We start from the raw sequence: 23,764 nt of genomic DNA, 5'->3' as shown, positions 1-23,764 counted from the left end.
CTTATTTTTTCCATCACACCCCTGCAGAGTAACGGTTTCAGAGCAAACCGCAACGCTGTTTGCTGCGCGTTTCAGCCTCCTCATAGAGGGAGAATTCGTCATACACCGGGCAGCCGAGCGCGGCTTCAAACGCGTCGCGGCTGGCATTACCGTGACTGCGCGCCTGAGTTTCATTCCCGAGATTGGACTGGAAAATCCCGGCGGCGCTGACCGGAAGAAAATCTTCGTAGGTAATCGGCTGGGCAACGACCCACCCGCGCTCAATCAGCGGCTGCGGATCGTCGCCGGGACGGAACGCATGACGATGGGCTTCCCCGGCGGGCGTCAGACGGTAGCGGAAATAAGCCAGTTCCTGGCGGCGCATTAACAGCTCGCTGTCCGGGAAGGCGCTGAAAATCTCACGCAAATGAAGCTGGTGCGTCAGGTTATCTTTGCCGGTACCGGCCTTAGCCAGCAGGCTATCGTACAGTTCACGGCCTTTCGGCGTCAGCGCCACGCCGCGCTGTTCTATTTCACCGAAGCGGGCGGTGTGGGTGCCCTTATGTTCACCGGCAAACAGCACCGGCTCTTCGAGCGCCTTGAAGCTGGTTTGACGCAATAACACGGGCACGTCACGACGCGGCGGCCCTTCGATCAGAATTTTGGGCTCAATACCATACTTCGGCATCAGCTCCTGCACCCGGTCAATATCCAGCGTGCGCGGCGTGAGGTGGTTAATATGGCACCCCGGGAAGCAGACCACATCCGCAATCAGGCGATGTTCGTTATGCAGTGCCAGATAAGTTTCCTGATCGACCGTCGCATGGCGGTGCCAGCGGAAGGTTTCCAGCGCTTCCTGAACAAACTCACGCGCCTGGACGTCAGTAAACTGCCCTTCTGATTCCCAGAGATCGAGAAGTGCCAGACAGCGCGGGGTAAAAATGTTCCGCTGAGCAAGGATCTCCGCCGCGCGCTCGCGTAGCGGGACGTTTTCTATCAGCTCAAGGCGCAGCAGTGAGGTAAAGATACGAAACGGATTCCGGCACAGCGCCGCATCATCTACCGGACGAAACGCCGTTGAGTGAACCGGCACCCCCGCCTGAGAGAGATCGTAATAGCTGACCGGATACATGCCCATAATGGCAAACATACGACGCAGGGTGGAAAGCTCTTGCGCCGTGCCGACGCGGATCGCGCCGTGGCGCTCCACGTTCAGACGGGCAAGTTCATCGGCGTTCGCCAGTTGTTCATGTAATAGCGGGTTATTTTCCAGAACCGCCAGGTTTACGTCCGCGACCAGTTCGAGCAACGTGCCGTACTGCGGAACTTCCTGCTGGTACATCGCCGACATAGCCTGCGAAAAATGTTCCCGAATATCATCAGCCGTGATGGTGTTCGCCATGATGTCATGCCTCCAGTGAATATTACCTGGAGTGTAGAGAAACCCGTTCCTTCCGGGGGGAAGAATTTCTGATTTGTGATCTTAAGACGACAGTGGTCAAACCGTGTGCTACCGGAGCTTGAGCAGACCTTATCAGGACGGTTCTGCCGCCTCGTTATTTTTCTCTGGAATTTCCCTATAATTATTTTTGGTGCTGTTTTATAGCTATAAAGGAGTACGTTTTTCAGGTCTTACCGTCTGTAAAATAATCGGATTGAGCATACCGTGGTTTTTACCCTCAGCTTTCAAATTTTTAGTGCAAACTTAGGACTAATCCCACCCTTCGCTTACAAGTCCTTCCCACCTCTTCATATTTTCAAGGTAAGCGAAGCGTAAAGCCTTCATTATTTCAAAATAACGATACCGCAAATAGCAAAGCGCATTTGACGAATGGCGCTCAGCGACTAGAGTTATTACTCGAACGACGAGTGATACGAAATATATTCGTATCGTACTGACATAACCAATATATGAACATGAGGTTTAATATGGCAGAGCATCGTGGTGGTTCAGGTAATTTCGCGCAAGACCGTGAAAAAGCATCAGAAGCTGGTCGTAAAGGTGGCCAGCACAGCGGTGGTAATTTTAAAAACGATCCGCAACGCGCATCTGAAGCGGGTAAGAAAGGGGGACAGAACAGTCACGGCGGAGGCCGTAAATCTGATAACTCCTGATCTTATTTAGTACTCTTTTAATAAAACCAGAGAGCATGCTGCGGGCTGAAAAGCTCGCAGTACCCTTTCTTTATTTTACCGGAGCGTAATAATTATGAATATGAAAAGTGTAGAGGATGTATTTATTCATCTTCTGTCGGATACCTACAGCGCAGAAAAGCAACTTACCCGGGCATTAAGCAAGCTTGCGCGGGCCGCGTCCAGTGAGAAACTGAGCGCCGCCTTTACCGCACACCTCGAGGAGACGCAGGGTCAGATCGAACGCATCGATCAGATTATCGAGCAGGAAGATGGTATCAAGCTCAAGCGCATGAAATGCGTGGCAATGGAAGGCTTAATTGAAGAGGCGAACGAAGTCATCGAAAGCACGGAAAAAAATGAAGTGCGTGATGCCGCGTTAATTGCCGCAGCCCAAAAAGTGGAGCATTACGAAATTGCCAGCTACGGTACCCTTGCCACCCTGGCAGAGCAGCTTGGCTATAAAAAAGCCGTTAAGCTTCTTGCAGAAACACTGGAAGAAGAAAAAGAGACCGACCTTAAACTCACCGATCTGGCCGTAGGGAATATTAACCAAAAAGCGCAAAAATGACGCTATAACACAGGTTAAATAAAATGAGCATCAGTCCCAGGACAATTAAACGGTGCCATTTAACGGCAGCTATAATATGGTTCATTCTCGCTATCCCTTCCGTAATATGGTGGAAGAGCAGCGTACTATGGGTCATTATCATCAGCATCTACGCTAATATTGTCGGCCATTTGTCTGGCTACAGTGCCGCGCGTGCCGATCAGGCTGCTGAAAGTGAGACCAAATAAGCGAACCCTAATGAGGATACAATGATGAATCACGTAGAACACTACCATGACTGGCTACGCGATGCCCATGCGATGGAAAAGCAAGCCGAATCTATGCTGGAATCCATGGCCAGCCGTATTGATAATTATCCTGATGTTCGCGCCAGAATTGAGCAGCATATTAATGAGACAAAACGGCAAATAACCTTGCTGGAAGAAATCCTCGACCGGAATGATATTTCTCGTTCAGTTTTAAAAGACTCGATGAGCAAAATGGCGGCGCTGGGGCAGTCCATCGGCGGCATGTTCCCGTCTGATGAGATCGTTAAGGGGTCGATCAGCGGCTATGTTTTCGAACAGTTTGAAATCGCCTGCTATACCTCCCTGCTCGCGGCGGCGAAAAAAGCGGGCGATACCGCCTCGATACCCGCTATTGAAACGATCCTCGCCGAAGAGCGCGAAATGGCCGACTGGTTGATTCGTCATATTCCGCAGACCACGGAACAGTTCCTGCTGCGTTCAGACGCATCGGGCGTCGAAGCAAAAAAATAATCAGGGAGAATCGCCATGTTCCGACACGTTAAACAGCTGCAATACACGGTTCGCGTTGCTGAACCGAACCCAGGCCTCGCCAATCTTTTACTGGAACAGTTCGGTGGGCCGCAGGGCGAACTGGCTGCCGCCTGCCGGTACTTTACGCAAGGATTGAGCGATGACGATCCGGGCCGTAAAGATATGCTGATGGATATCGCGACCGAGGAGTTAAGCCACCTCGAAATCATCGGTACCCTGGTGGGCATGCTGAATAAAGGCGCGAAAGGCGCGCTGGCGGAAGGGGTGGAAAACGAGGCCGAGCTGTATCGCTCCATGACCGAAAACGGCAATGACAGCCATATTACCTCCCTGCTCTACGGTGGTGGCACCCCGCTCACTAACTCTGCGGGCGTGCCCTGGACGGCGGCCTACGTGGACACCATCGGCGAGCCAACGGCGGACCTGCGCTCAAACGTGGCAGCAGAGGCCAGAGCGAAAATCATCTATGAACGTCTGATCAACGTGACCGACGATCCCGGCGTAAAGGATGCCCTGGCGTTTCTGATGACGCGCGAGGCGGCGCATCAGCTCTCCTTTGAGAAGGCGCTGCAGTCTATCCGTAATAATTTCCCGCCGGGAAAATTGCCGCCAATCGAGGAATTCACCAACAAGTACTACAATATGTCTGAAGGTGGAGAGGTTCGCGGAAGCTGGAACAGCGATAAACATTTCGATTACGTTGAGTCCCCCCAGCCTGCGGTTGACGGCGGCGATGGCAGCGCAAGCGTCACGCTCACAACCGAACAGGCAACCCTGGTCAAGGCGATGTCTGCCCGTACGAAGTCCGATCCACATTCCGACCCGCTGACCGGTGCCGAGCTGGGTGCCGGTAAGACTAAACCGTAATCGGTTTTGCCGGGCAGCCATAAACTGCCCGGCAATTCTCGTGCCCCATCGTTTCAGAGGTACGGACCATGTTCGAACTCGACGCGTTCCATCTGGCCAGAATTCAGTTCGCTTTTACCGTCTCGTTTCATATCCTTTTTCCTGCGATCACCATCGGCCTCGCCAGCTATCTGGTTGTGCTGGAGGGCATGTGGCTGCGCACCAAAAACGACGTCTGGCGATCGCTGTATCACTTCTGGCTAAAGATATTTGCCGTTAACTTCGGTATGGGGGTCGTTTCCGGATTGGTCATGGCGTACCAGTTTGGCACCAACTGGAGCGGATTCTCACAGTTCGCGGGCAGTATCACCGGTCCACTCCTCACCTATGAAGTCTTAACCGCTTTCTTCCTGGAAGCCGGTTTCCTGGGGGTAATGATGTTCGGCTGGAATAAGGTTGGCCCGGGCCTGCACTTCTTTTCCACCTGCATGGTCGCGCTCGGCACCTTAATGTCGACCTTCTGGATCCTCGCCTCCAACAGCTGGATGCATACGCCGCAGGGGTTCACCATCGAGAACGGACAGGTCATTCCGCAAGACTGGCTGGCAATCGTCTTTAACCCCTCCTTCCCTTATCGCCTGATTCATATGGCTATTGCCGCGTTTCTGAGCAGCGCGCTGTTTGTCGGCGCGTCGGGTGCCTGGCACCTGCTGCGCGGTAACGATACGCCCGCCATCCGAACCATGTTCTCGATGGCCATGTGGATGGCGCTGCTGGTCGCCCCCATCCAGGCGGTGGTGGGCGATATGCACGGCCTGAACACGCTTGAGCATCAGCCCGCCAAAATCGCCGCCATTGAGGGACACTGGGAAAATCCGCCCGGCGAGGCCACCCCACTGCTGCTGTTTGGCCTGCCGGATATGGAGGAGGAACGCACCAAATACGGCCTCGAGATCCCCGCGCTCGGAAGCCTGATCCTGACGCATAGCCTGGATAAACAGGTTCCGGCCCTGAAAGATTTCCCGAAAGAAGATCGCCCAAACTCGACCATCGTTTTCTGGTCGTTCCGCATCATGGTCGGGATGGGGCTGCTGATGATTACCCTCGGTCTGCTCAGCCTCTGGCTACGCTACCGTCACCGGCTTTTCCACTCGCGCCCGTTCCACTGGTTTGCGCTCTGCATGGGGCCAGCGGGGCTGCTGGCGCTGCTCGCCGGCTGGGTAACCACCGAAGTGGGCCGTCAACCGTGGGTGGTCTATGGTTATCTACGCACGATTGATGCGGTCTCCCTGCACAGTACTCTGCAAATGAGCATCAGCTTGCTGGCCTTCTTCGTTGTCTACTCGTCGGTGTTCGGCGTGGGGTATGTTTACCTCATCAGGTTGATTAAGAAAGGTCCGCAGCCCGTCGATACGCTGACGTCAAACACGTCGGGCACTCCCGCCCGTCCGCTGTCTGCCGCGGAGTCCGTTTCAGAACAGGAGAGAATCTGATGGGCGTTGATATCGCTGTTATCTGGTTTGCCATCATCGTCTTTGCCACGCTGATGTACATCATTATGGATGGCTTTGATTTGGGCATCGGTCTGCTGTTCAACTTCGTGGGCGATGCCAGGGAACGCGATGTGATGGTTAATAGCGTGGCCCCGGTGTGGGACGGTAACGAAACCTGGCTGGTGCTCGGCGGCGCGGGATTGTTCGGCGCGTTTCCGCTGGCCTACGCGGTGATTATTGATGCGTTGACCATCCCCCTCACCGCCATGCTCATCGGCCTCATCTTTCGCGGCGTCGCCTTTGAGTTCCGTTTTAAAGCGACGCCCTCACACCGCAAATTCTGGGACTACTCCTTCGCAGGCGGGTCCTTGCTCGCCACCTTCAGCCAGGGGATCGTCGTAGGGGCAGTGATCAATGGCTTTGACGTGGAAGGCCGGCGCTTTGTCGGCTCTGCGCTTGACTGGCTGACGCCCTTCAATCTTTTCTGTGGCATCGGGCTGGTCGTTGCCTATACGCTGCTGGGGACCACCTGGCTCATAATGAAAAGTGAAGGCGCACTGCAAAACCGCATGCGCGAGCTGACGCGCCACGTGCTGCTGGCACTGGTGGTGGTTATTGCGGTGGTCAGCGTCTGGACGCCGCTTGGCTGGCAGTACGTGGCCGACCGCTGGTTTACCTTGCCCAACTTCTTCTGGTTCCTGCCGGTTCCCCTGTTGGTAGGGCTGTTTACGGTGCTGATCTGGCGGCTGACCCGCAACCCGGCCAGCCACTCGCGCCCCTTCCTGCTCACGCTGGGGCTGATCTTCCTCGGTTTTAGCGGCCTGGGTATCAGCCTGTGGCCAAACATTATTCCGCCCCATATCACCCTGTGGGAAGCCGCGGCACCGCCCGCCAGCCAGCTGTTTATGCTGGTCGGCACCCTGCTGATCATTCCGGTGATTCTGGTGTACACCGCCTGGAGCTACTACGTCTTCCGGGGCAAAGTGTCGGATACTGAAGGCTATCACTGAGGAACGCTATGACAGACTGGCATACACGGGCCATTATTTATCAAATTGATACCGCACTGTTTTATGATATGAACGGCGATGGTTGTGGAGACATCGCCGGAATTGCGGCCAAGCTGCGTTATATCCGCCGCATGGGCGCGACGGTTATCTGGATCACCCCATTTTACCTCACCCCCTTTCTGGACGAAGGCTACGACGTTAGCGACCATCTGCAGGTGGATCCGCGCTTCGGTAAACTGGCCGATATCATCGCCTTTATCGAACAGGCCCGGGAGCTGGGCATGCAGGTCATAATTGAGCTGCTGATCCAGCATACCTCAGACGCGCATCCGTGGTTCCAGCAGGCCCGCCGAAACCCGGCATCCCCCTATCGTGATTACTACCTCTGGTCGGACAACGACGATGACGACACGCCCCCAATGTTTCCCGGCGTGGAAAAGAGCGTCTGGAGCTGGGACGACGAGGCGGGACAGTACTACCGGCATATGTTTTATCGCCATGAGCCGGACCTGAACCTGACCTCGCCTGCGGTACTTAAAGAGATTGAGAACATCATTCTGTTCTGGCTTAAGCTGGGGGTGTCGGGCTTTCGCCTGGATGCCGCCACCCACCTCACCAGACAGGCAGGAAACGGTGACGAAAAAAAAGGGCTGTGGATCCTGGAGCATATGCGCCGTCTTATTGAGCAACGTAATCCAGACGCGATCCTGCTTGGTGAAGTCGACGTCGACGTCAAGACGTATAAAGACTACTTCGGCAATAACGATCGCCTGAATCTGGTGCTCAATTTCTGGCTCAATAAGTATTTCTACGTCAGCCTGGCGAGGAAAAGCGCCCGTCCGCTGCGTAATGCGGTGAAAAAGATGATCGTCCCGCCCGACTCATGCTGTTTTGCCAACTGGCTGCGCAATCATGACGAGCTGGATCTGGAGGGCATTAGTCAGAAAGATAAGCAGTTTGTCCTTGATACCTTCGCCCCTGACGAAGAGATGAACGTCTATCAGCGCGGGATCCGCCGCCGCCTGGCGCCGATGCTGAATGGCGATCACAAGCGGCTGGCGTTCTGTCACGCCGTGCTCTTTTCCCTGCCGGGTGTCCCGGTGATGCGCTACGGGGATGAGATCGGCATGGGCGACGACCTGGAACTGGAAGAGCGTTACGCCGTTCGTACGCCGATGCAGTGGGCCGGATCGGCGGGGGGCGGTTTTTCCGCGGCCAACCCGGAAAAATTTATTGCCCCCATCATCGATCGCGGCCCGTATCGCTATCAGAAAATCAACGTCGCTGATTCGCTGCTTCACCGCAACTCGCTTCTGCACCGCATCATGGATATTGCCAATACCCGCTCAGAGTTCCCCGAAATTGCCGTTGCGCCCTTTCGTCTCATTACCCTCGATCACGACGCGGTGCTGGGGCTGTATTACGAGACCGATGAACGCAGCATCCTGACCTTCGTCAACTTCAGCGACCAGCCGGTGAAGTTCGCCGCAAAAGGGATCCGCAATGCCACCTGGACCGCCTGTCTCGCGGACAAACGCTACGACGACGCGCTGGTGTGCGGCAAAACCGTCGAGCTCACTCTTGGCGGCTACGGTTACCGCTGGTTCTGGACCCACCGTAGCGCGCTGCGCTGATTATCTTCTCCCTCGAATTATCAGGCGGGTCAGCATAATCCCCGCCACCGCGAGGGCGCCCAGTGCCACCTTGCCAGGCATACCGGAGGTGACGCACGGGGCTCGGTTCTTCGCCTCGTCTGTAAAACGGCCATGGATTTTGTGCAGATCATTAACCGGCTGGTCAAGATAGTCCCGGCGATCCGGTGCGTTCAGATCGTCGGTCATCTGACCTTCCCAGGCTTTTTTAACCATCAGCCGGTCAAGTAAACCCGGGAAAAGAAATTGACCGACGATCGACTGAATCGTGCTGCCTCCCACCCACAGTTCCCGTACCGGTTTTTGTGCAACCTTAAAGATGGCGCGGGCGGCGACTTCGGGCTCAAAAACCGGTGGCACCGGGCGCATCGCCCAGGCGAACTTATTCCTCGCCCATTCGAACTGCGGCGTGTTAAGCCCCGGCATCTGAACCATCGAAAGCTGAACCCGGCTGTTTTCATGCATCAGTTCGGTACGCACCGCATCGGTGAAGCCGCGGATCGCCGCTTTGGCGCCACAGTAAGCGGACTGCAAAGGAATGGAACGGTAGGCCAGCGCGGATCCCACCTGGATAATCACGCCTCTGTCGCGGGGCACCATCAGCTCCAGCGCGGCGCGAGTGCCGTTGACAAAGCCGAGGTAGGTCACGTCAGTCACACGACGAAACTCATCCGGCGTAAGGGTGCGAAACGGTGCCAGCACGGCGCCCATGGCATTGTTAACCCACACGTCAATCGCCCCAAGGCGATACTCAATCTCGTTAGCGGCATCCACCACCGCCTGACTGTCGGCGACGTCCGCCTGCACCGCGTGGGCATTGACCCCAAAGCGCTTTAATTCCTCCTGAGTGGAGTGCAGGCTGGCTTCATCGCGGGCGATAAGTCCCACATCGTATCCCGCCTTTGCAAAGTGCAGTGCCGTGGCTTTTCCCACGCCCGCCGTCCCGCCAGTAATCACTATGACAGCCATACAACCTCCACGTGAATTTACCCGATATTGTCGTCCGACAAGGTTGTTACCAGTTCAGCCAGCGCAAAATGCACCGCTTTTTCCACCACGTCCTGACAGTCACCGGAGAAAAGAACGGTGCGGGTTTTCGTCTCGCCGCAAATATTCCAGCCAAAGCAGACCGTCCCTGCCGCCGTCCCATCGTCGCCCCCTTCAGGGCCTGCGTATCCGCTGATGGCAATGCTGATATCCGCCTGGGCCATATCGCGGATACTGGCGGCCATCTCGCCCACCGTCGGTTCGCTGACGGCGGTATAGCGCGCCAGCGTTTCAGAACGCACGCCGAGGATCCGCGCTTTTGCTTCATCGCTGAATACCACCAGCCCGACATCATAAAAATCGGCGGTGTTCTCTTCTGCGCACAACGCGACCGAGAGCTTTCCCCCCGTACAGGATTCCGCCGTGGTTAAGCGCAGCCCGGCATCGGTTAATTTACTCGCCAGCTTTTTCGTTAATTCACTTACGGTATAATGATCGTCGTGAAACAGATTGCTCATTTTGCCGCCTCTTATTTCTCAAAAGGAATGATTGAAATATGCCCATTACGTTCGAATATGGCATATTTGATTTCACTCATTTTTGTAATGCCATTATTCTGACGCGCTGACACCAGAATATCATCACAGGATACGTCGACTTTTTTAAGTTTATCCGCTAACGGCACGCCATTCTCTACCAGAATGACGGGATTACCATCCAGAATATTTTCCACCGGGGAAAAATATTTCTTCATCAACCCAAAGAGAATATCCACCACCACCAGCGTGGTAATCGTTATCATCGCCCCGGTGACAGAAAAGTCCTGCCCCAGAAGCGCCTGCTGCGTGGCTTCACTAATAATTAACAGTAGAATAAGATCAAAGCTGGTCATCTGTAGCAGCGCGCGTCGCCCCGCCACTTTAAATACCACCACGAGAAACAGATAAATCGCCAGCGCACGAAAGACCATATCCATATCAGCCTCCTACGGGTAAATAAATTGCCAGACGGTGATCTCCGGCTCGTTGTTTGCGCGGATGACAGTATTCCACTTACCGGCCCGGGTCGGGGTCGTGAAGTACAACACGGAGAACCTGTCTGACTTCTGGAGCGTGTCATAGACGAAATAGAGGGTTTTCCCACGGCTATACATTCTGTCCGGCTGCGGCCAGACGCTGCCGGGTTCGTAAACGTCGCTGCGCTCGCTGGTGATGCTGAGCGTGAAGTGACCCGCCGTTTTCACCGGAAACGTAAATTGCATCCTTGACTCGGTCTCCCGACGGCCAAAGCGTTCATAGTGAATGGTCAGAGATTTAGCAGAATTGGTCCTGGACGTGTCGCTCACCATGCCGCTGGAAAACAGACCGGCCATCGCTGCGATGATAATACATAAAAGCAGCGCAAAACCCACCTGGCGAAATGCATATTCAAACCTGAGCAAGCGATAACTCTCATCTATCCCGGGTAACTTTTCATTTTCACGCTTCATGGTTGTCGTCACCGTTTCGCTTATTTTATGAGTGTTTTGATTTCAAAAGAGATTGTTTTTAAGACTTATCACATTTGCCACATAAAGGAATAGCAACAATACTTAATAAGTCAAGACACCCAAAAATGAAGGATATCAGATGAAATTATCACTTATTTCCGCTTTTTTGATATTTTTGGTTCCATCAGCATGGGCAGATAATAACGGCGGGTTACAAAAAGGTGACGCGCCGCCCCCGCCTCACGCGCTGGATAGCGGATATCGTGGAACCGATGATGCGCGTATTATGACCATCGATCAGGCAAAACAAATGCATGACGGTGCGACAATTTCATTACGTGGTAATCTTATTGATGGTAGCGGCGATAAGTTTGTATTCCAGGATAAAACCGGAAAAATCGACGTTATTATTCCCCAGGCAGTCTTCGACGGCAGAACGGTAAAACCCGACCAGATGATCAGTATCAACGGTTCGCTTGATAAAAAATCATCTCCTGCCGTCGTCCGTGTTGATCGTTTGCAGAAATAATTCAGCGAAGCGTTAACGCTGCAACTATCCATCAAATCTCACCCCTTGGCTTAAGGAGTCAGCTATGAGTGATACTACACAACGTACGAACGCTTACCCGCAACCCCCGTTCCCGGAACAGCCGCAAACGCCGCCGGGACTGGCATCAGAGATGCAACCTGTACCCGATCATGGGGAAAAAAGCTACAAAGGGCATGGCCGCCTTACCGGCAAAAAAGCGCTGATCACCGGGGGTGACTCCGGGATAGGTCGCGCGGTGGCTATCGCCTATGCCCGTGAAGGGGCTGACGTTGCCATCAACTATTTGCCTGAAGAGGAAAAAGACGCCGCAGAGGTGATCGCGCTGATCAAAGCGGAAGGACGCAAAGCCATCGCGCTGCCGGGGGATATCCGGGATGAAACCTTCTGTCAGAATCTGGTCGAGGAAGCCGTCTCGAAGCTGGGTGGCCTGGATATTCTGATCAATAACGCGGGCCGTCAGCAGTACCGGGAGTCTCTGGAAGAGCTCACCACCGAAGACTTTGACGCGACATTTAAAACCAACGTTTATGCCCCCTTCTGGATCACCAAGGCGGCGCTGCGCCATCTGAAGGCGTCGTCCGTTATCATTAACACCTCCTCGGTTCAGGCAGTGAAGCCCAGCCCCGTGCTGCTGGACTACGCCCAGACGAAAGCCTGTCTGGCCGTATTTACTAAATCCTTAGCCAAACAGCTGGGCCCAAAAGGCATTCGCGTCAACGCGGTGGCGCCTGGACCGTACTGGACGGTACTGCAGTCAAGCGGCGGTCAGCCAATGGAAAAAGTGAAGGAGTTTGGCGGCGATACGCCACTGGGGCGTCCGGGTCAGCCGGTAGAAATTGCTCCGCTGTACGTCACGCTGGCCTCGGATGCGTGTTCCTATACGTCCGGTCAGGTGTGGTGTTCTGACGGCGGGGATGGCGTGATCTAATGGGTTACTGATGTAACCCCTCAGCAATGAGCAATAAATGAACAAGGACGTTCGCCTGCAGCCCCTCCTGAAAAACATGTTGTAACTCAAACAGATCAAATGTTAAAAATATTTTGCTATCAGGTTATCAAAATTAAACAACTTAACTTGTCACCCGCATCGCTCTGTTTTTAACATCGTCTATGGAAAAAAATGGTCTGTTCAGTCAGCGCATACGCTTGCGCCATTTGCATACATTTGTGGCCGTCGCTCAACAGGGAACGCTGGGGCGAGCGGCTGAAACCCTTAATCTGAGCCAGCCTGCGCTCTCAAAAACCCTTAACGAGCTGGAACAGCTCACCGGCGCCCGTCTTTTCGATCGCGGTCGGTTGGGCGCACAGCTTACCCTTGTGGGCGAACAATTCCTGACGCACGCCGTTAAGGTGCTGGATGCGCTCAACACCGCAGGCCAGTCCCTGCACAGAAAAGAAGAGCACACCAGTGACGTGGTACGTGTGGGTGCCTTGCCTACCGCGGCGCTGGGCATTTTGCCGCCCGTGATTGGTCAATTCCACAAGCAGCAACGGCATACCACGATTCAGGTTGCCACCATGAATAACACCATGCTGCTCGCGGGGCTCAAATCGGGGGAACTGGATCTGGGTATCGGTCGTATGTCTGACCCTGAACTGATGGGCGGTCTCAATTACGAACTGCTGTTTCTGGAATCCCTGAAGCTGGTGGTGCGTCCCGACCATCCTTTACTGCAGGATACCGTGACGTTAAGCCGCGTCATGGAATGGCCCGTGGTGGTCTGCCCGAAAGGCACCGTCCCGCGCCAGGCCGCCGAAAACCTGCTGCAAATGCAGGGATGTACACTACCCTCAGGGTGTATCGAAACGCTGTCGGCCTCGCTGTCACGCCAGCTCACCCTCGATTATGACTACGTCTGGTTCGTTCCCTCCGGTGCGGTAAAAGATGATTTGCGTCAGGGAACCCTGACCGCTCTGCCGGTGACCGCCCCGGGTGCCGGTGAACCTATCGGCATTTTAACCCGCGTAGACACGCCGCTCTCAACGGGTGCGCAGACGCTGCTGAGCGCCATCCGTAAATCCATGCCGGTTTGAATTCTTCCCTTCACCCTAACCCTCTCCCCAACGGGGCGAGGGATCTGTCCTGTGCGCTAATCAAATAATGCGGAATGATTCATTAACAATTGCGTAAAACAATTTAACAGTTTTATCATAGCCACGAATTCACCAAATGGTTCGTAAATCTTTTGATAAAGATGAATTCACCCGTGTTAATCATTATTCCCGCCGATTTTATTACCCAACTGGTACACCCGGCATAGCGGCGGGATCTAAGGAGACAGAAATGGCATTTGGCAGCGCGCCACGTGGGATACCGCGTATCCTGCAGTGGCTTCTTGCCGGACTGATGTTGCTCATCGGTCTGGCCGTCGGCGGGCTGGGGTTTAAGCTCGCCACCGTGGGCGGAAGTTGTTACTTCCTGATAATGGGCGTGGTAATGGTGATTGCCGCGATCCTGATTTTCCTCAATCGCACCAGCGGGATTGTCCTTTACAGCATCGCGTTTATTGCCTCGCTGGTCTGGGCGGTAAGCGATGCGGGCTGGGATTTCTGGCCGCTCTTCTCCCGCCTGTTTACCTTCGCCGTACTGGCTTTCCTTTGTGCCATCGTCTGGCCTTACCTGCGTGGAGCAAACCACAATTCCCCCAACAAGGCGCCTGCTTTTGGCGTTGCGGCGGTCCTGGCCGTGGCGATGCTGGTTAGCCTTGGCTGGATGTTTAAGCCCCAGACTCTCGTGGCGGCGAATGAACCCGTTCCGGTTAAACCCGTCGCACCCGGTGAGCAGCAAAAGAACTGGGCGCACTGGGGCAACACCACACACGGTGACCGCTTCGCCGCACTGGATCAAATTAACAAGCAAAACGTCAGCGAACTGAAAGTCGCCTGGGTTGCCCATACCGGCGATATTCCACAGAGCAACGGCTCTGGCGCGGAAGACCAGAACACGCCTTTACAGATTGGCGATACGCTGTACGTTTGTACCCCGTACAGTAAAGTGCTGGCGCTGGACGTGGACTCCGGGAAAGAAAAATGGCGCTACGATTCTAAAGCCACCGCGCCTAACTGGCAGCGATGCCGCGGTCTGGGCTATTTTGAAGACCACCAGAACGTGACAACGTCACAGGAAACCGCGCAGCCTGCCGCATGCCCTCGCCGTCTGTTCCTGCCGACCACCGATGCCCGCCTGATTGCCATCAATGCGGATAACGGCAAGGTCTGCGAAGATTTTGGCGACCACGGCACCGTGGATCTGAGCATCGGTATGGGTGAGATCAAGCCGGGATATTATCAGCAGACCTCCACGCCGCTGGTCGCCGGGAACGTGGTCGTCGTCGGCGGTCGCGTCGCGGATAACTTCTCCATCGGCGAACCCCCGGGCGTGGTACGTGCGTATGACGTTCACACCGGTAAGCTGGCCTGGGCGTGGGATCCGGGTAATCCGAACCTGACCGGCCTGCCGCCGGAAGGACAGACCTACACCCGCGGTACGCCAAATGTCTGGTCGGCCATGTCTTACGACGCCAAACTGAACCTGATTTATCTGCCAACCGGCAACGCCACCCCGGATTTCTGGGCGGGTGAGCGTACCGCGCTGGACGATAAATACAGCTCTTCTATCGTCGCCGTTGATGCCACCACCGGCCAGGTGCGCTGGCATTTCCAGACCACCCACCACGATCTGTGGGACTTCGACCTGCCTTCCCAGCCGCTGCTGTATGACCTGCCTGACGGCAAAGGCGGCACCACGCCTGTACTGGTGCAGACCAGCAAGCAGGGCATGATCTTTATGCTCAACCGCGAAACCGGTAAGCCGGTCGCGAAGGTAGAAGAGCGTCCGGTACCGGCTGGTAACGTTGAAGGTGAACGCTACTCACCCACCCAGCCGTATTCCGTCGGCATGCCGATGATTGGCAACCAGACGCTGACTGAATCCGACATGTGGGGCGCGACGCCTGTCGACCTGCTGCTGTGCCGTATTCAGTTTAAAGAGATGCGTCATCAGGGCGTCTTCACCCCGCCGGGTCTTGACCGTTCCCTGCAGTTCCCTGGCTCGCTGGGCGGAATGAACTGGGGCAGCGTCTCGGTTGACCCGAACAACAGCCTGATGTTCGTCAACGATATGCGCCTCGGACTGGCAAACTACATGGTGCCGCGCGCTAACGTGGCGAAAGACGCCAGCGGCATTGAGATGGGCATCGTCCCGATGGACGGCACGCCGTTCGGCGCAATGCGTGAACGTTTCCTGTCACCGCTTGGCATTCCGTGCCAGAAACCGCCGTTCGGCACCATGTCCGCGGTCGATCTGAAATCCGGCAAACTGGTGTGGCAGGTGCCTGTCGGTACGGTGGAAGACACCGGCCCTCTGGGCATTCGCATGCACATGCCTATCCCAATCGGGATGCCAACGCTGGGCGCGTCGCTCTCAACCCAGTCCGGCCTGCTGTTCTTCGCCGGTACTCAGGATTTCTACCTGCGTGCGTTTGATACCGCCACCGGGAAAGAGATCTGGAAAGACCGACTGCCGGTTGGCAGCCAGTCCGGGCCGATGACTTACGTCTCACCGAAAACCGGTAAACAGTACATCATCATTAACGCCGGGGGCGCTCGCCAGTCACCGGATCGCGGTGATTACGTTATCGCATACGCGTTACCTGATAAGAAATAAGCTGTGAAAAAGGGACCGAAGGGTCCCTTTTTTTGTAGGTCGATTTTGTAGGTCGGGTAAGCGAAGCGCCACCCGACACTGCTGGCGACTCAGAACGTCTCCCAGTTATCTCCGGAAACCGTCGCCGCCGGGCGCAACGGCGCGTTCTTCGCCACTGGCACAGACGTCACCGCGCGGCCAGGCTTCGCGCCGCTTAAACGAAACGCCCCCACAGCCTCGGTCAGACGTGCGCCCTGCTCTTCCAGGGATGCCGCGGCTGCGGATGCTTCTTCCACCAGCGAGGCGTTCTGCTGAGTCACTTTATCCATCTCCGAAATCGCCTGGCTGACCTGCACAATTCCGCGGCTCTGCTCATCCGATGCGGCGGCAATTTCCAGCATGATGTCGGTCACGCGCTTAACCGCGTCGACGATTTCATTCATGGTGTTACCCGCAGCCACCACCTCACCCGACCCCTGATCGATAAGGGAAACCGACTCATTGATCAGGCTTTCGATCTCTTTTGCCGCGTTGGCGCTACGGCTTGCCAGCGTACGCACTTCACTGGCTACCACCGCAAATCCACGCCCCTGTTCACCCGCGCGCGCCGCTTCTACCGCCGCGTTCAGTGCCAGAATATTGGTCTGGAAAGCAATGCTGTTAATCACGGCGGTAATCTCAGAGATCTTCTTCGAACTGCTGGAGATGTTGCCCATCGTTTTGACCACGCCGGAGACCATCTGGCCGCCACGGCTGGCTTTTCCGGAGGCATCTTCCGCCAGCTTGCTGGCATGATGCGCGTTATCAGCGTTCTGTTTCACCGTGGCGGTTAACTGTTCCATGCTCGCGGCGGTCTGCTCAATGGCCGCGGCCTGCTGCTCGGTGCGCGAAGAGAGGTCAGTATTACCGGCAGAAATCTCGCTGGTTCCGCGATAGATCTCCTCCGCGCCCTGACGCACGGTGCCAACCGTTGTTTCGAGGGAGTGCTGCATGGTTTGCAGATCGCGCGTCAGACGGCCAATTTCGCTGCGTCCGGCCACATCGTCCGGCATCGTCAGGTCACCTTTTGCAATATTCTCGATACGTTTCGCAGCACGCTGTAGCGGATGAATGACCGTGCGGCGCAGCACAACGAAGGTCATCGCGGTCAATACCAGCGCCAGCACAAACGCGCCCACCATAAACATCAGCCCCAGCTGCGTGCGGCTGTGCGCCTGCGCCGTTAGCGCATTGGCACGGTCGGTGCGGATCTTAATCGCCTTCAGCAGCACGGCATTGTAAGCGTCATCCAGCGGGCGCGCGGTTTCATTTTCGTGGTTGATGATCGCTTCGAACATGCCGTTTTTGGCAAATTTGACCATCGGCTGCATGCCCGCGATATAGGCGTCGTAGCGCGCTTTCAGGTCAGCATCCAGCGCTTCGTCTTCAGCGGTACGCACGGAGCGATTCATATACGCGTTAAAGCTATCCTGGGACTGCTTGATACGCGTTTCCGCCTCGCTGATGTTCTGCTTCATCGCATCCATCTCTGCGATACGGCTTGCCGCGCCGGCGTGGATCAGATTGATACGCGCGGTGCGCAGATGGTTTGAGCTGTTCGACAGCCCCATACGCACCTGAATCTCAGATGTGACATCCTGCAGATCCTTATCGGCCTGCAGCAGGAAATATCCCGCCAGACCCGAGCTCAAGGCAAACAGCAAAATAATGCCACCGAGAATGGAGGAAAACAGCGGAACCAGCCTGATGTGATGCAAGAAGCCCAGCTTACGCTGCGCCTGCATCGAAGTAGTGTTGTCCATGACCGTCGACTCTCTTATAGGTAAGATGCGTAAAAACACGCCTGTTAGATAGTCATCGGCACGGCAGAGATTTAGATTACGGCTAAAAACGCCGCACTGGTCACACTTTAGAGAAGATTATTAAAGAAATGCCAGCGGCTAAAAACCGCTGGCAGAAGAGTTACTTGTCGCCGAAATGAATAACGGTACGGATAGATTTTCCGTCGTGCATCAGATCAAACGCTTCGTTGATCTGCTCCAGCGGCAAACGGTGAGTAATGAACGGATCGAGCTGAATCTTACCGACCATCGCATCTTCAACCATCCCCGGAAGCTGGGTACGGCCCTTCACGCCGCCAAACGCGGAGCCGCGCCACACGCGTCCGGTGACCAGCTGGAATGGACGGGTTTTAATCTCCTGACCCGCGCCGGCCACACCAATAATGATGCTCTCGCCCCAGCCTTTGTGGCAGCATTCCAGCGCGGAACGCATGACGTTAACGTTGCCGATACACTCAAAGCTGAAGTCCACGCCGCCGTCGGTCATCTCAACAATGACATCCTGAATCGGTTTTTCGTGATCTTTCGGGTTAACGAAATCTGTCGCGCCCATTTCACCCGCCAGTTTGAATTTCTCCGGGTTAGTGTCGACCGCAATAATACGCCCGGCCTTCGCCTGCACCGCGCCCTGAATCACCGCCAGACCAATGCCGCCGAGACCGAACACCGCCACGGTATCCCCCTCTTTGACTTTTGCCGTGTTATGGACCGCGCCAATGCCGGTCGTCACGCCGCAGCCCAGCAGGCAGACTTTATCCAGCGGCGCCTGCGGGTTCACCTTCGCCAGAGAGATCTCCGCGCAAACGGTATACTCGCTGAAGGTGCTGGTGCCCATGTAGTGGTAAATCGGCTCGCCGTTATAAGAGAAACGGGTCGTCCCGTCAGGCATCAGCCCTTTGCCCTGCGTGGCGCGAACAGCCTGGCAGAGGTTGGTCTTGCCGGATTTACAGAACTTACACTCGCCGCATTCCGCCGTGTACAGCGGGATAACGTGATCGCCAGGCTTCAGGCTGGTCACGCCCTCGCCCACCTCCACCACGATCCCGCCGCCTTCGTGTCCCAGTACCGCCGGGAAAACACCTTCCGGATCGTCGCCGGACAGCGTGAACGCATCGGTATGGCAAACGCCGGTATGGGTAATTTTGATCAGCACTTCGCCTTTTTTCGGTGGTGCGACGTCGATTTCAACGATTTTCAGCGGCTGGCCGGGGCCAAATGCAACAGCAGCGCGAGATTTCATAGGTCTTCCCTTTTTGTCAGGTGTGTGGGTTTATTTTAGATAAGAGCGCAGCAAATGGCCGACTTCTGCCATGCGCACGGCTCGCTGATCCGGCGTTGTCTCTCCCGTCACCAGCTCATCTTTGAGATGAATTTCTACCATTTCGCCCATCAGGCCATTGGCAGCACCGCGCACGGCGGCAATTTGCTGCAGGATAGCCAGACAGGGATCGCCCGACTCCAGTGCGCGTTCAAGGGCATCGACCTGGCCCCGAATGCGACGGACGCGAGTAAGAATACGTTTTTTATCTTCGGGTGAATGCGGCATACGCCCTCCTGATACTATAGGGGGGTATGGTATCAATGAAATCAACTTTCTGTAAACATTAAGTTTTATAGGGTTATTGCACATTTACTCGAAATTTTTAAACCCCACGTTGACCCCCCTCATACGTGCGTACGTCTTATTCACATAACTTCACTCTTTCCCACTCTCTTTTTAGAATGCCCCCTACTACACCCATTAATTCTTCCGAACCGTTTAATAATTCAGTATAAACCTCTGTAACATTTGCTAATCCCCCCGAAACGTCATCAATAACTAATTTATTAATCGACCTCTTTAAAAAATTAATCAATCGTTTAATTTCTTGAGTTTCTTTTTCTTGTGGATTCATACTTAGCAATATGAGAAACTTCATTTTATCCATAGCATTATGAGTTGACTGAGATTTCTCCAGACAACGTGAAAATTCGTCACTTGCCTCCTGATAACGAACTCTAAAATCCTCAGAGCATTTAGTTCCTTTATATACATCAGTTATTACCCGTAACTTACGCTCAGTAATCAGATAACTTGAACGGGCATCGTAATGACTGAATATTAATAAACAAAATTCGGCGATATTATCACGAAAATCATTAATCCATTTTTGTCTATTGGTTGAGATTACTTGAGCATTAATTGTTTTTTGGGCAAGCGTTTTTTTGTATTTCACGTTCTTCTTTCAATGAGGCAAATTGCGAGGCACGCTCACCCATCATAAATAGCTGCTGCTTTGCCCTTTCAGACTTTAAGAAACGCTGTTGCTCGTCTCTTTCGTTTCTAACGTTTTTTGCGTTTACATGAAATGTTCTCCACGCAATCAAAGCTGGAATTATACCACCAAGGAACGTAGCACCAACCGTTAACCAGAGTTGATTGTAATCAGTAGGCGTATCGATAGTTATTTTAGGAAGAGACGAAACTTTTAAAAAAAATTGTTCAACATCGCCTACATTTAGAAGTTTGAACGGTACACCTTGCCAAGACATAGATAGTCCTTTAGTCCGTATGATGAAGAGGATTTAAGATAACATTTTAACGGCCATGGTGGAATTGTTAACCAAAGGAAATATTATATTTTTAATGTCTAATAGTTGTTCTGTCATTTGCTTTGTGTGACTAACATCTCAACGCAAGCAATATTCCCTCACACAACACATTCTCGCTTCTAATCAAGCGCTTTTGTGCCGTTTGTTATCATGGCCTTCGTTAAAGATAGCCATGACGAAACTTTTGCTTAATGGAAATTTTTCCCGTCACCGCTGAGAGTCATCATTTTGAACAGAGTATCTTTGATGAGAGGGCCATTGCTCCCGTGCAATGTTATGCTGCTGGAATCCCCCCATAATCGCATTGTCATGAAAAAACTTCGTCAATAATGAATCTGATAAGCAAGATCGGTCAGGATCCTGCCCGACCGCGCAGGCAAAGTAGATCATCAGGAGGATGTCATGAACGATGCAGCCAAATCGGCATACCGTGAGCGCTTATACAGGGTGTGCGACTATATTGCGCACCACCTGGATGAACCGCTCACGCTGGAAAAGCTCAGCGCGATAGCCTGCTGTTCACCTTATCATTTTCATCGTCAGTTTCTGGCGTTCAGTGGTCAGCCGCTGTATCGCTATATCCAGTGGCTACGCCTGCGCCGAGCCTCCTGGCGACTGGCCTTTAATCCGCAGGATAAGGTGATTGATATTGCGCTCGATGCCGGTTTCCAGAACCCCGAATCGTTCAGCCGCGCCTTCAAAACCGCGTTTGGAAAGAGCCCGCGTCAGTTCCGGCAGCAGCCGGACTGGCTAAGCTGGCACCAGCGCGTACCGAAAATGACCTTTCAGGAGCAAAAATCGATGGACGTTAAAATTGTTGATTTCCCCCAAACTCACGTGGCCATGCTGCAACACCGTGGCAGCCCGGATCGGGTTAATGACAGCGCGGCGACATTTATCGCCTGGCGTAAGGCCACGGGGCTATCGCCAGTACGCGAAAGCAGCACGTTTGGCATCGCCTGGGACGACCCGGCAACCACACCTGCCGATGCCTTTCGCTTCGATATCTGTGGCAGCGTTACGGAGGCAGTACCAGAAAATGCGTTCGGGGTTGCCAATGGTGAAATCAAAGGCGGACGATACGCTGTCGGGCGTCACACCGGCTCGCTGGATACGATCTCCAACACGGTATGGGCGATGTTCCGCGACTGGCTACCAGACAGCGGCGAAACGCTGCGCGATGCACCGGTATTTTTCCACTACCTCAATTTTGTCCACGAGGTGCCGGAACATGCGCTGCAAACGGATATCTATCTGCCGTTAAATTAAGACGGATGACTTCCCCCGCCATCAGCTGAACGTCTTACCGCCTGCGCCAGTTTATGCAGTTCCTCCTTAAGCCAGCGGGTCGCCCCCCGCTGGCCGCTGCGTTTATGCGAGTAAATTTTCACTTCAAACGCGCGGATTGAAAACGGTAAAGCAAATATCCTGAGATCCGCAGCCGCGACCAGCTTCTCAGCCGCAAACCGCGGGATCGCCATCAGCAGATCGCTTTGTGCAACGATAAACGGGGCGCTGAGCATCGACGGCGTTTTGATCGCTATGTGCCGGGTATAGCCCAACTGTTCAAGCCGCAGATCCAGAACCCCTTGTTTCTCATTCCAGGGCGTGACCACCAGATGTCGGGCCGCGAGATAATCCTCCAGCGTCAGCCGTGTCCGGCTGGCGTTACTGATGACCACATACTCATCTTCGAACCAGCCTATCTCCTCCAGTTCCGGATGACGAATATCCTCCGAGGTACTGAACCCGAGCGCCAGATCCACTTCCCCGGCTAATAGCTCCGTCAGCGCCGGGCTGTGGGGCAAATAACGCAATTCAAAACGCAAACCAGGGGCAGCATGCTGCAAGGTGTGCATCAGGGTCGGAAAAACGCAAAGCGCGGTAAAATCCGTAATCGCAATGTGTAAGCTCTCGGTACTGCTGGGGGCGTCAAACTCCGGCTGCGGGGTCAGCTCATGATTCAGGAATGACAGTGCGGAAGCGATGGAAGGTGCGAGCTGAGAAGCATACACGCTGGGGGACATACGATGCCCTTCCCGAAAAAAGAGCGGATCGTTCAGCGTCGCGCGCAGACGCGAAAGCGCATGGCTCAGTGCCGATGTGCTCATCGCCAGCTCATCGGCTGCCAGACGAACAGAACGATGGCGGTAAATCGCGTCGAAAACGGGCAACAGGTTTAAATCAAGACGTCGTAAAGCCGGATGCATAATATTCATCATTTGTTGATTTCATTGCACTTAATTCTTCGGACAATACTCCGTATGCTTAACGCCATCAATCGCGAAACAGACAAAAAGCAGGAATAACAATGAGCATTATCCTTCGTCAGGCTCGTCCCGAAGATGCCGCGACCATTTACGTCATGATCTACGAGCTGGCAGTCTATGAAAAAGCGCCGGAAGAAGTGGTTACCACGCCAGAGGAGATCCGTGAAACGCTCTTTGGCGCGGGAAGTAACACCGAAGCGTTGATCGCTGAGTATGAAGGCAACATCATCGGCTATGCCGTGTTCTTTACCAGCTATTCAACCTGGCTCGGACGCAACGGGATCTATATGGAAGACCTGTACGTTTCCCCGGAGTATCGCGGTAAAGGCGCGGGAAGAGCGTTACTGAAACATATCGCGCAACTCGCGGTAAAGCGGCAGTGTGGTCGCCTGGAATGGAGCGTTCTGGACTGGAACCAGCCCGCCATTGATTTTTACCTGAGCATTGGCGCGCTGCCGCAGTCTGAATGGGTGCGCTATCGCCTTGATGGCGACGCGCTGCTGAGTTTTGCCGAATAACAGCGTCTCTCTGTGCGAGTCCTTTCGCACAGAGATATATCCGAAAACAGCCCTGCCAGGTGCCGAAATTAACCTTTCGTCTCTCATATCTGCAAAGAGCGGCTATCCTTTAATTATCAACACAAGGAGGCAAAGATGTCTGATTTCGGTACTGATAAAAACACCCAGTTTGCTGAAGATAAAGCAAAAAATAAGCTCGATGAAATTGCAGGTTCTGCACAGCAGCAGTTTGGTGAATTCGTCGATTCACCAAAGCACCAGGTAAAAGGCGCGGCTAAAAAATATGCCGCGCAGGCCAGCGATGCGGTTTCTGATGTAACAGAAGCGGTCAGAAATAACCCGCTAACCGGCCTTATCGCCGCCGGTGCCGTCGGTATTGTTCTCGGCCTGCTACTGGGTCGTAAATAAT

The 23,764-nt window shown here is 54.3% G+C and carries 26 protein-coding genes; 15 read left to right on the top strand and 11 right to left on the bottom strand.

Going from position 1 to position 23,764, the window contains the following annotated elements; genetic code table 11:
- Positions 1-37: 37 nt before the first annotated feature.
- On the bottom strand, positions 38-1,381 hold the full coding sequence (hglS, locus tag ACOTY9_RS02070; RefSeq protein ID WP_014883793.1) for a 2-oxoadipate dioxygenase/decarboxylase HglS: 1,344 nt from the start codon (positions 1,379-1,381) through the stop codon (positions 38-40).
- Between the two features lie 527 nt (positions 1,382-1,908).
- Between hglS and ACOTY9_RS02065 the strand changes: the two genes are divergently transcribed.
- From ACOTY9_RS02065 to ACOTY9_RS02030, 8 genes are all read left to right on the top strand, one after another.
- Positions 1,909-2,094 (top strand): general stress protein, encoded by a 186-nt coding sequence (locus tag ACOTY9_RS02065; protein WP_014883792.1) that lies wholly within the window; start codon positions 1,909-1,911, stop codon positions 2,092-2,094.
- Between the two features lie 94 nt (positions 2,095-2,188).
- Positions 2,189-2,683, top strand: coding sequence for a ferritin-like domain-containing protein (locus tag ACOTY9_RS02060; protein WP_023337266.1), 495 nt, complete (start codon positions 2,189-2,191; stop codon positions 2,681-2,683).
- 23 nt (positions 2,684-2,706) lie between these two features.
- Positions 2,707-2,910 carry a hypothetical protein gene (locus ACOTY9_RS02055; protein ID WP_023335667.1) on the top strand — a complete coding sequence of 68 codons (204 nt, stop codon included), beginning with the start codon at positions 2,707-2,709 and terminating at the stop codon, positions 2,908-2,910.
- Between the two features lie 24 nt (positions 2,911-2,934).
- Positions 2,935-3,441 (top strand): ferritin-like domain-containing protein, encoded by a 507-nt coding sequence (locus tag ACOTY9_RS02050; protein WP_014883791.1) that lies wholly within the window; start codon positions 2,935-2,937, stop codon positions 3,439-3,441.
- Positions 3,442-3,456: 15 nt separating this feature from the next.
- Entirely contained in the window at positions 3,457-4,329 is an 873-nt protein-coding gene (locus tag ACOTY9_RS02045) for a manganese catalase family protein (RefSeq protein WP_008502274.1), read from the top strand.
- Positions 4,330-4,397: 68 nt separating this feature from the next.
- Positions 4,398-5,801, top strand: coding sequence for a cytochrome ubiquinol oxidase subunit I (locus ACOTY9_RS02040; RefSeq protein ID WP_014883789.1), 1,404 nt, complete (start codon positions 4,398-4,400; stop codon positions 5,799-5,801).
- Positions 5,801-6,811 carry a cytochrome d ubiquinol oxidase subunit II gene (gene cydB / locus ACOTY9_RS02035; RefSeq protein WP_014883788.1) on the top strand — a complete coding sequence of 337 codons (1,011 nt, stop codon included), beginning with the start codon at positions 5,801-5,803 and terminating at the stop codon, positions 6,809-6,811. Before ACOTY9_RS02040 ends, cydB begins: the two co-directional genes overlap by 1 nt.
- An 8-nt stretch (positions 6,812-6,819) precedes the next feature.
- A complete protein-coding gene (locus tag ACOTY9_RS02030) occupies positions 6,820-8,445 on the top strand; it encodes an alpha-amylase family protein (protein ID WP_045134053.1) in 1,626 nt (541 codons plus the stop codon).
- Here ACOTY9_RS02030 and ACOTY9_RS02025 read toward each other — a convergent pair whose 3' ends face one another.
- Genes ACOTY9_RS02025 through ACOTY9_RS02010 form a run of 4 tightly spaced genes read right to left on the bottom strand, consistent with a single transcriptional unit; the run spans position 8,446 to position 10,939 of the window.
- On the bottom strand, positions 8,446-9,432 hold the full coding sequence (locus ACOTY9_RS02025) for an SDR family oxidoreductase (protein WP_348565505.1): 987 nt from the start codon (positions 9,430-9,432) through the stop codon (positions 8,446-8,448). It abuts the gene before it with no gap.
- A gap of 17 nt (positions 9,433-9,449) precedes the next feature.
- Positions 9,450-9,968 (bottom strand): 2-oxo-tetronate isomerase, encoded by a 519-nt coding sequence (locus tag ACOTY9_RS02020; protein ID WP_014883786.1) that lies wholly within the window; start codon positions 9,966-9,968, stop codon positions 9,450-9,452.
- A gap of 11 nt (positions 9,969-9,979) precedes the next feature.
- Positions 9,980-10,426, bottom strand: coding sequence for a DUF421 domain-containing protein (locus ACOTY9_RS02015; RefSeq protein ID WP_014883785.1), 447 nt, complete (start codon positions 10,424-10,426; stop codon positions 9,980-9,982).
- A 9-nt stretch (positions 10,427-10,435) separates the two neighbouring features.
- Positions 10,436-10,939, bottom strand: coding sequence for a hypothetical protein (locus ACOTY9_RS02010; RefSeq protein ID WP_048997011.1), 504 nt, complete (start codon positions 10,937-10,939; stop codon positions 10,436-10,438).
- 139 nt (positions 10,940-11,078) lie between these two features.
- Here ACOTY9_RS02010 and ACOTY9_RS02005 point away from each other — a divergent pair, with 139 nt between their 5' ends.
- From ACOTY9_RS02005 to ACOTY9_RS01990, 4 genes are all read left to right on the top strand, one after another.
- Positions 11,079-11,468, top strand: coding sequence for a YdeI family stress tolerance OB fold protein (locus ACOTY9_RS02005; RefSeq protein WP_014883783.1), 390 nt, complete (start codon positions 11,079-11,081; stop codon positions 11,466-11,468).
- A 64-nt stretch (positions 11,469-11,532) separates the two neighbouring features.
- The gene (locus tag ACOTY9_RS02000) at positions 11,533-12,417 is read left to right on the top strand and encodes an SDR family oxidoreductase (RefSeq protein ID WP_014883782.1); all 885 of its coding nucleotides are present in this window, start codon (positions 11,533-11,535) and stop codon (positions 12,415-12,417) included.
- A gap of 182 nt (positions 12,418-12,599) precedes the next feature.
- Positions 12,600-13,523 carry a LysR substrate-binding domain-containing protein gene (locus ACOTY9_RS01995; RefSeq protein WP_014883781.1) on the top strand — a complete coding sequence of 308 codons (924 nt, stop codon included), beginning with the start codon at positions 12,600-12,602 and terminating at the stop codon, positions 13,521-13,523.
- Between the two features lie 250 nt (positions 13,524-13,773).
- Complete coding sequence (locus tag ACOTY9_RS01990) at positions 13,774-16,155, top strand: glucose/quinate/shikimate family membrane-bound PQQ-dependent dehydrogenase (protein ID WP_348565507.1); 2,382 nt, start codon at positions 13,774-13,776, stop codon at positions 16,153-16,155.
- Positions 16,156-16,244: 89 nt separating this feature from the next.
- Here the strand turns inward: ACOTY9_RS01990 and ACOTY9_RS01985 are convergent, their stop codons facing one another.
- From ACOTY9_RS01985 to ACOTY9_RS01965, 5 genes are all read right to left on the bottom strand, one after another.
- Positions 16,245-17,936, bottom strand: a complete 1,692-nt coding sequence (locus tag ACOTY9_RS01985; RefSeq protein ID WP_045282085.1) for a methyl-accepting chemotaxis protein — start codon at positions 17,934-17,936, stop codon at positions 16,245-16,247.
- Positions 17,937-18,096: 160 nt separating this feature from the next.
- Positions 18,097-19,215 carry an S-(hydroxymethyl)glutathione dehydrogenase/class III alcohol dehydrogenase gene (locus tag ACOTY9_RS01980; RefSeq protein WP_014883778.1) on the bottom strand — a complete coding sequence of 373 codons (1,119 nt, stop codon included), beginning with the start codon at positions 19,213-19,215 and terminating at the stop codon, positions 18,097-18,099.
- Between the two features lie 30 nt (positions 19,216-19,245).
- Positions 19,246-19,521, bottom strand: coding sequence for a metal/formaldehyde-sensitive transcriptional repressor (locus tag ACOTY9_RS01975; protein ID WP_003857256.1), 276 nt, complete (start codon positions 19,519-19,521; stop codon positions 19,246-19,248).
- Positions 19,522-19,657: 136 nt separating this feature from the next.
- Positions 19,658-20,191: a hypothetical protein gene (locus ACOTY9_RS01970; protein WP_348565508.1), complete on the bottom strand. Its 534-nt coding sequence runs from the start codon at positions 20,189-20,191 to the stop codon at positions 19,658-19,660.
- Positions 20,154-20,507 carry a hypothetical protein gene (locus ACOTY9_RS01965; protein WP_348565509.1) on the bottom strand — a complete coding sequence of 118 codons (354 nt, stop codon included), beginning with the start codon at positions 20,505-20,507 and terminating at the stop codon, positions 20,154-20,156. Before ACOTY9_RS01965 ends, ACOTY9_RS01970 begins: the two co-directional genes overlap by 38 nt.
- Before the next feature lie 462 nt (positions 20,508-20,969).
- On the opposite strand from ACOTY9_RS01965, the gene ACOTY9_RS01960 reads away from it, so the two are divergent.
- Positions 20,970-21,836: an AraC family transcriptional regulator gene (locus tag ACOTY9_RS01960; protein ID WP_047344211.1), complete on the top strand. Its 867-nt coding sequence runs from the start codon at positions 20,970-20,972 to the stop codon at positions 21,834-21,836.
- Here ACOTY9_RS01960 and ACOTY9_RS01955 read toward each other — a convergent pair.
- Positions 21,833-22,789, bottom strand: coding sequence for a LysR family transcriptional regulator (locus ACOTY9_RS01955; RefSeq protein WP_032636605.1), 957 nt, complete (start codon positions 22,787-22,789; stop codon positions 21,833-21,835). The genes ACOTY9_RS01960 and ACOTY9_RS01955 overlap by 4 nt on opposite strands.
- A gap of 89 nt (positions 22,790-22,878) precedes the next feature.
- Here ACOTY9_RS01955 and ACOTY9_RS01950 point away from each other — a divergent pair, with 89 nt between their 5' ends.
- The gene (locus ACOTY9_RS01950) at positions 22,879-23,355 is read left to right on the top strand and encodes a GNAT family N-acetyltransferase (RefSeq protein ID WP_421637297.1); all 477 of its coding nucleotides are present in this window, start codon (positions 22,879-22,881) and stop codon (positions 23,353-23,355) included.
- A gap of 135 nt (positions 23,356-23,490) precedes the next feature.
- Complete coding sequence (locus ACOTY9_RS01945; RefSeq protein WP_014883773.1) at positions 23,491-23,763, top strand: DUF883 family protein; 273 nt, start codon at positions 23,491-23,493, stop codon at positions 23,761-23,763.
- Position 23,764: the final 1 nt, after the last annotated feature.

Origin of the sequence: Enterobacter cloacae complex sp. SHL012, assembly GCF_049237505.1 — a bacterium.
In the GTDB taxonomy this organism is placed as follows: Bacteria; Pseudomonadota; Gammaproteobacteria; order Enterobacterales; family Enterobacteriaceae; genus Enterobacter; species Enterobacter kobei.
The sequence above is the reverse complement of the archived record's forward strand: the minus strand, read 5'-3'. Positions and strand labels throughout refer to the sequence as shown.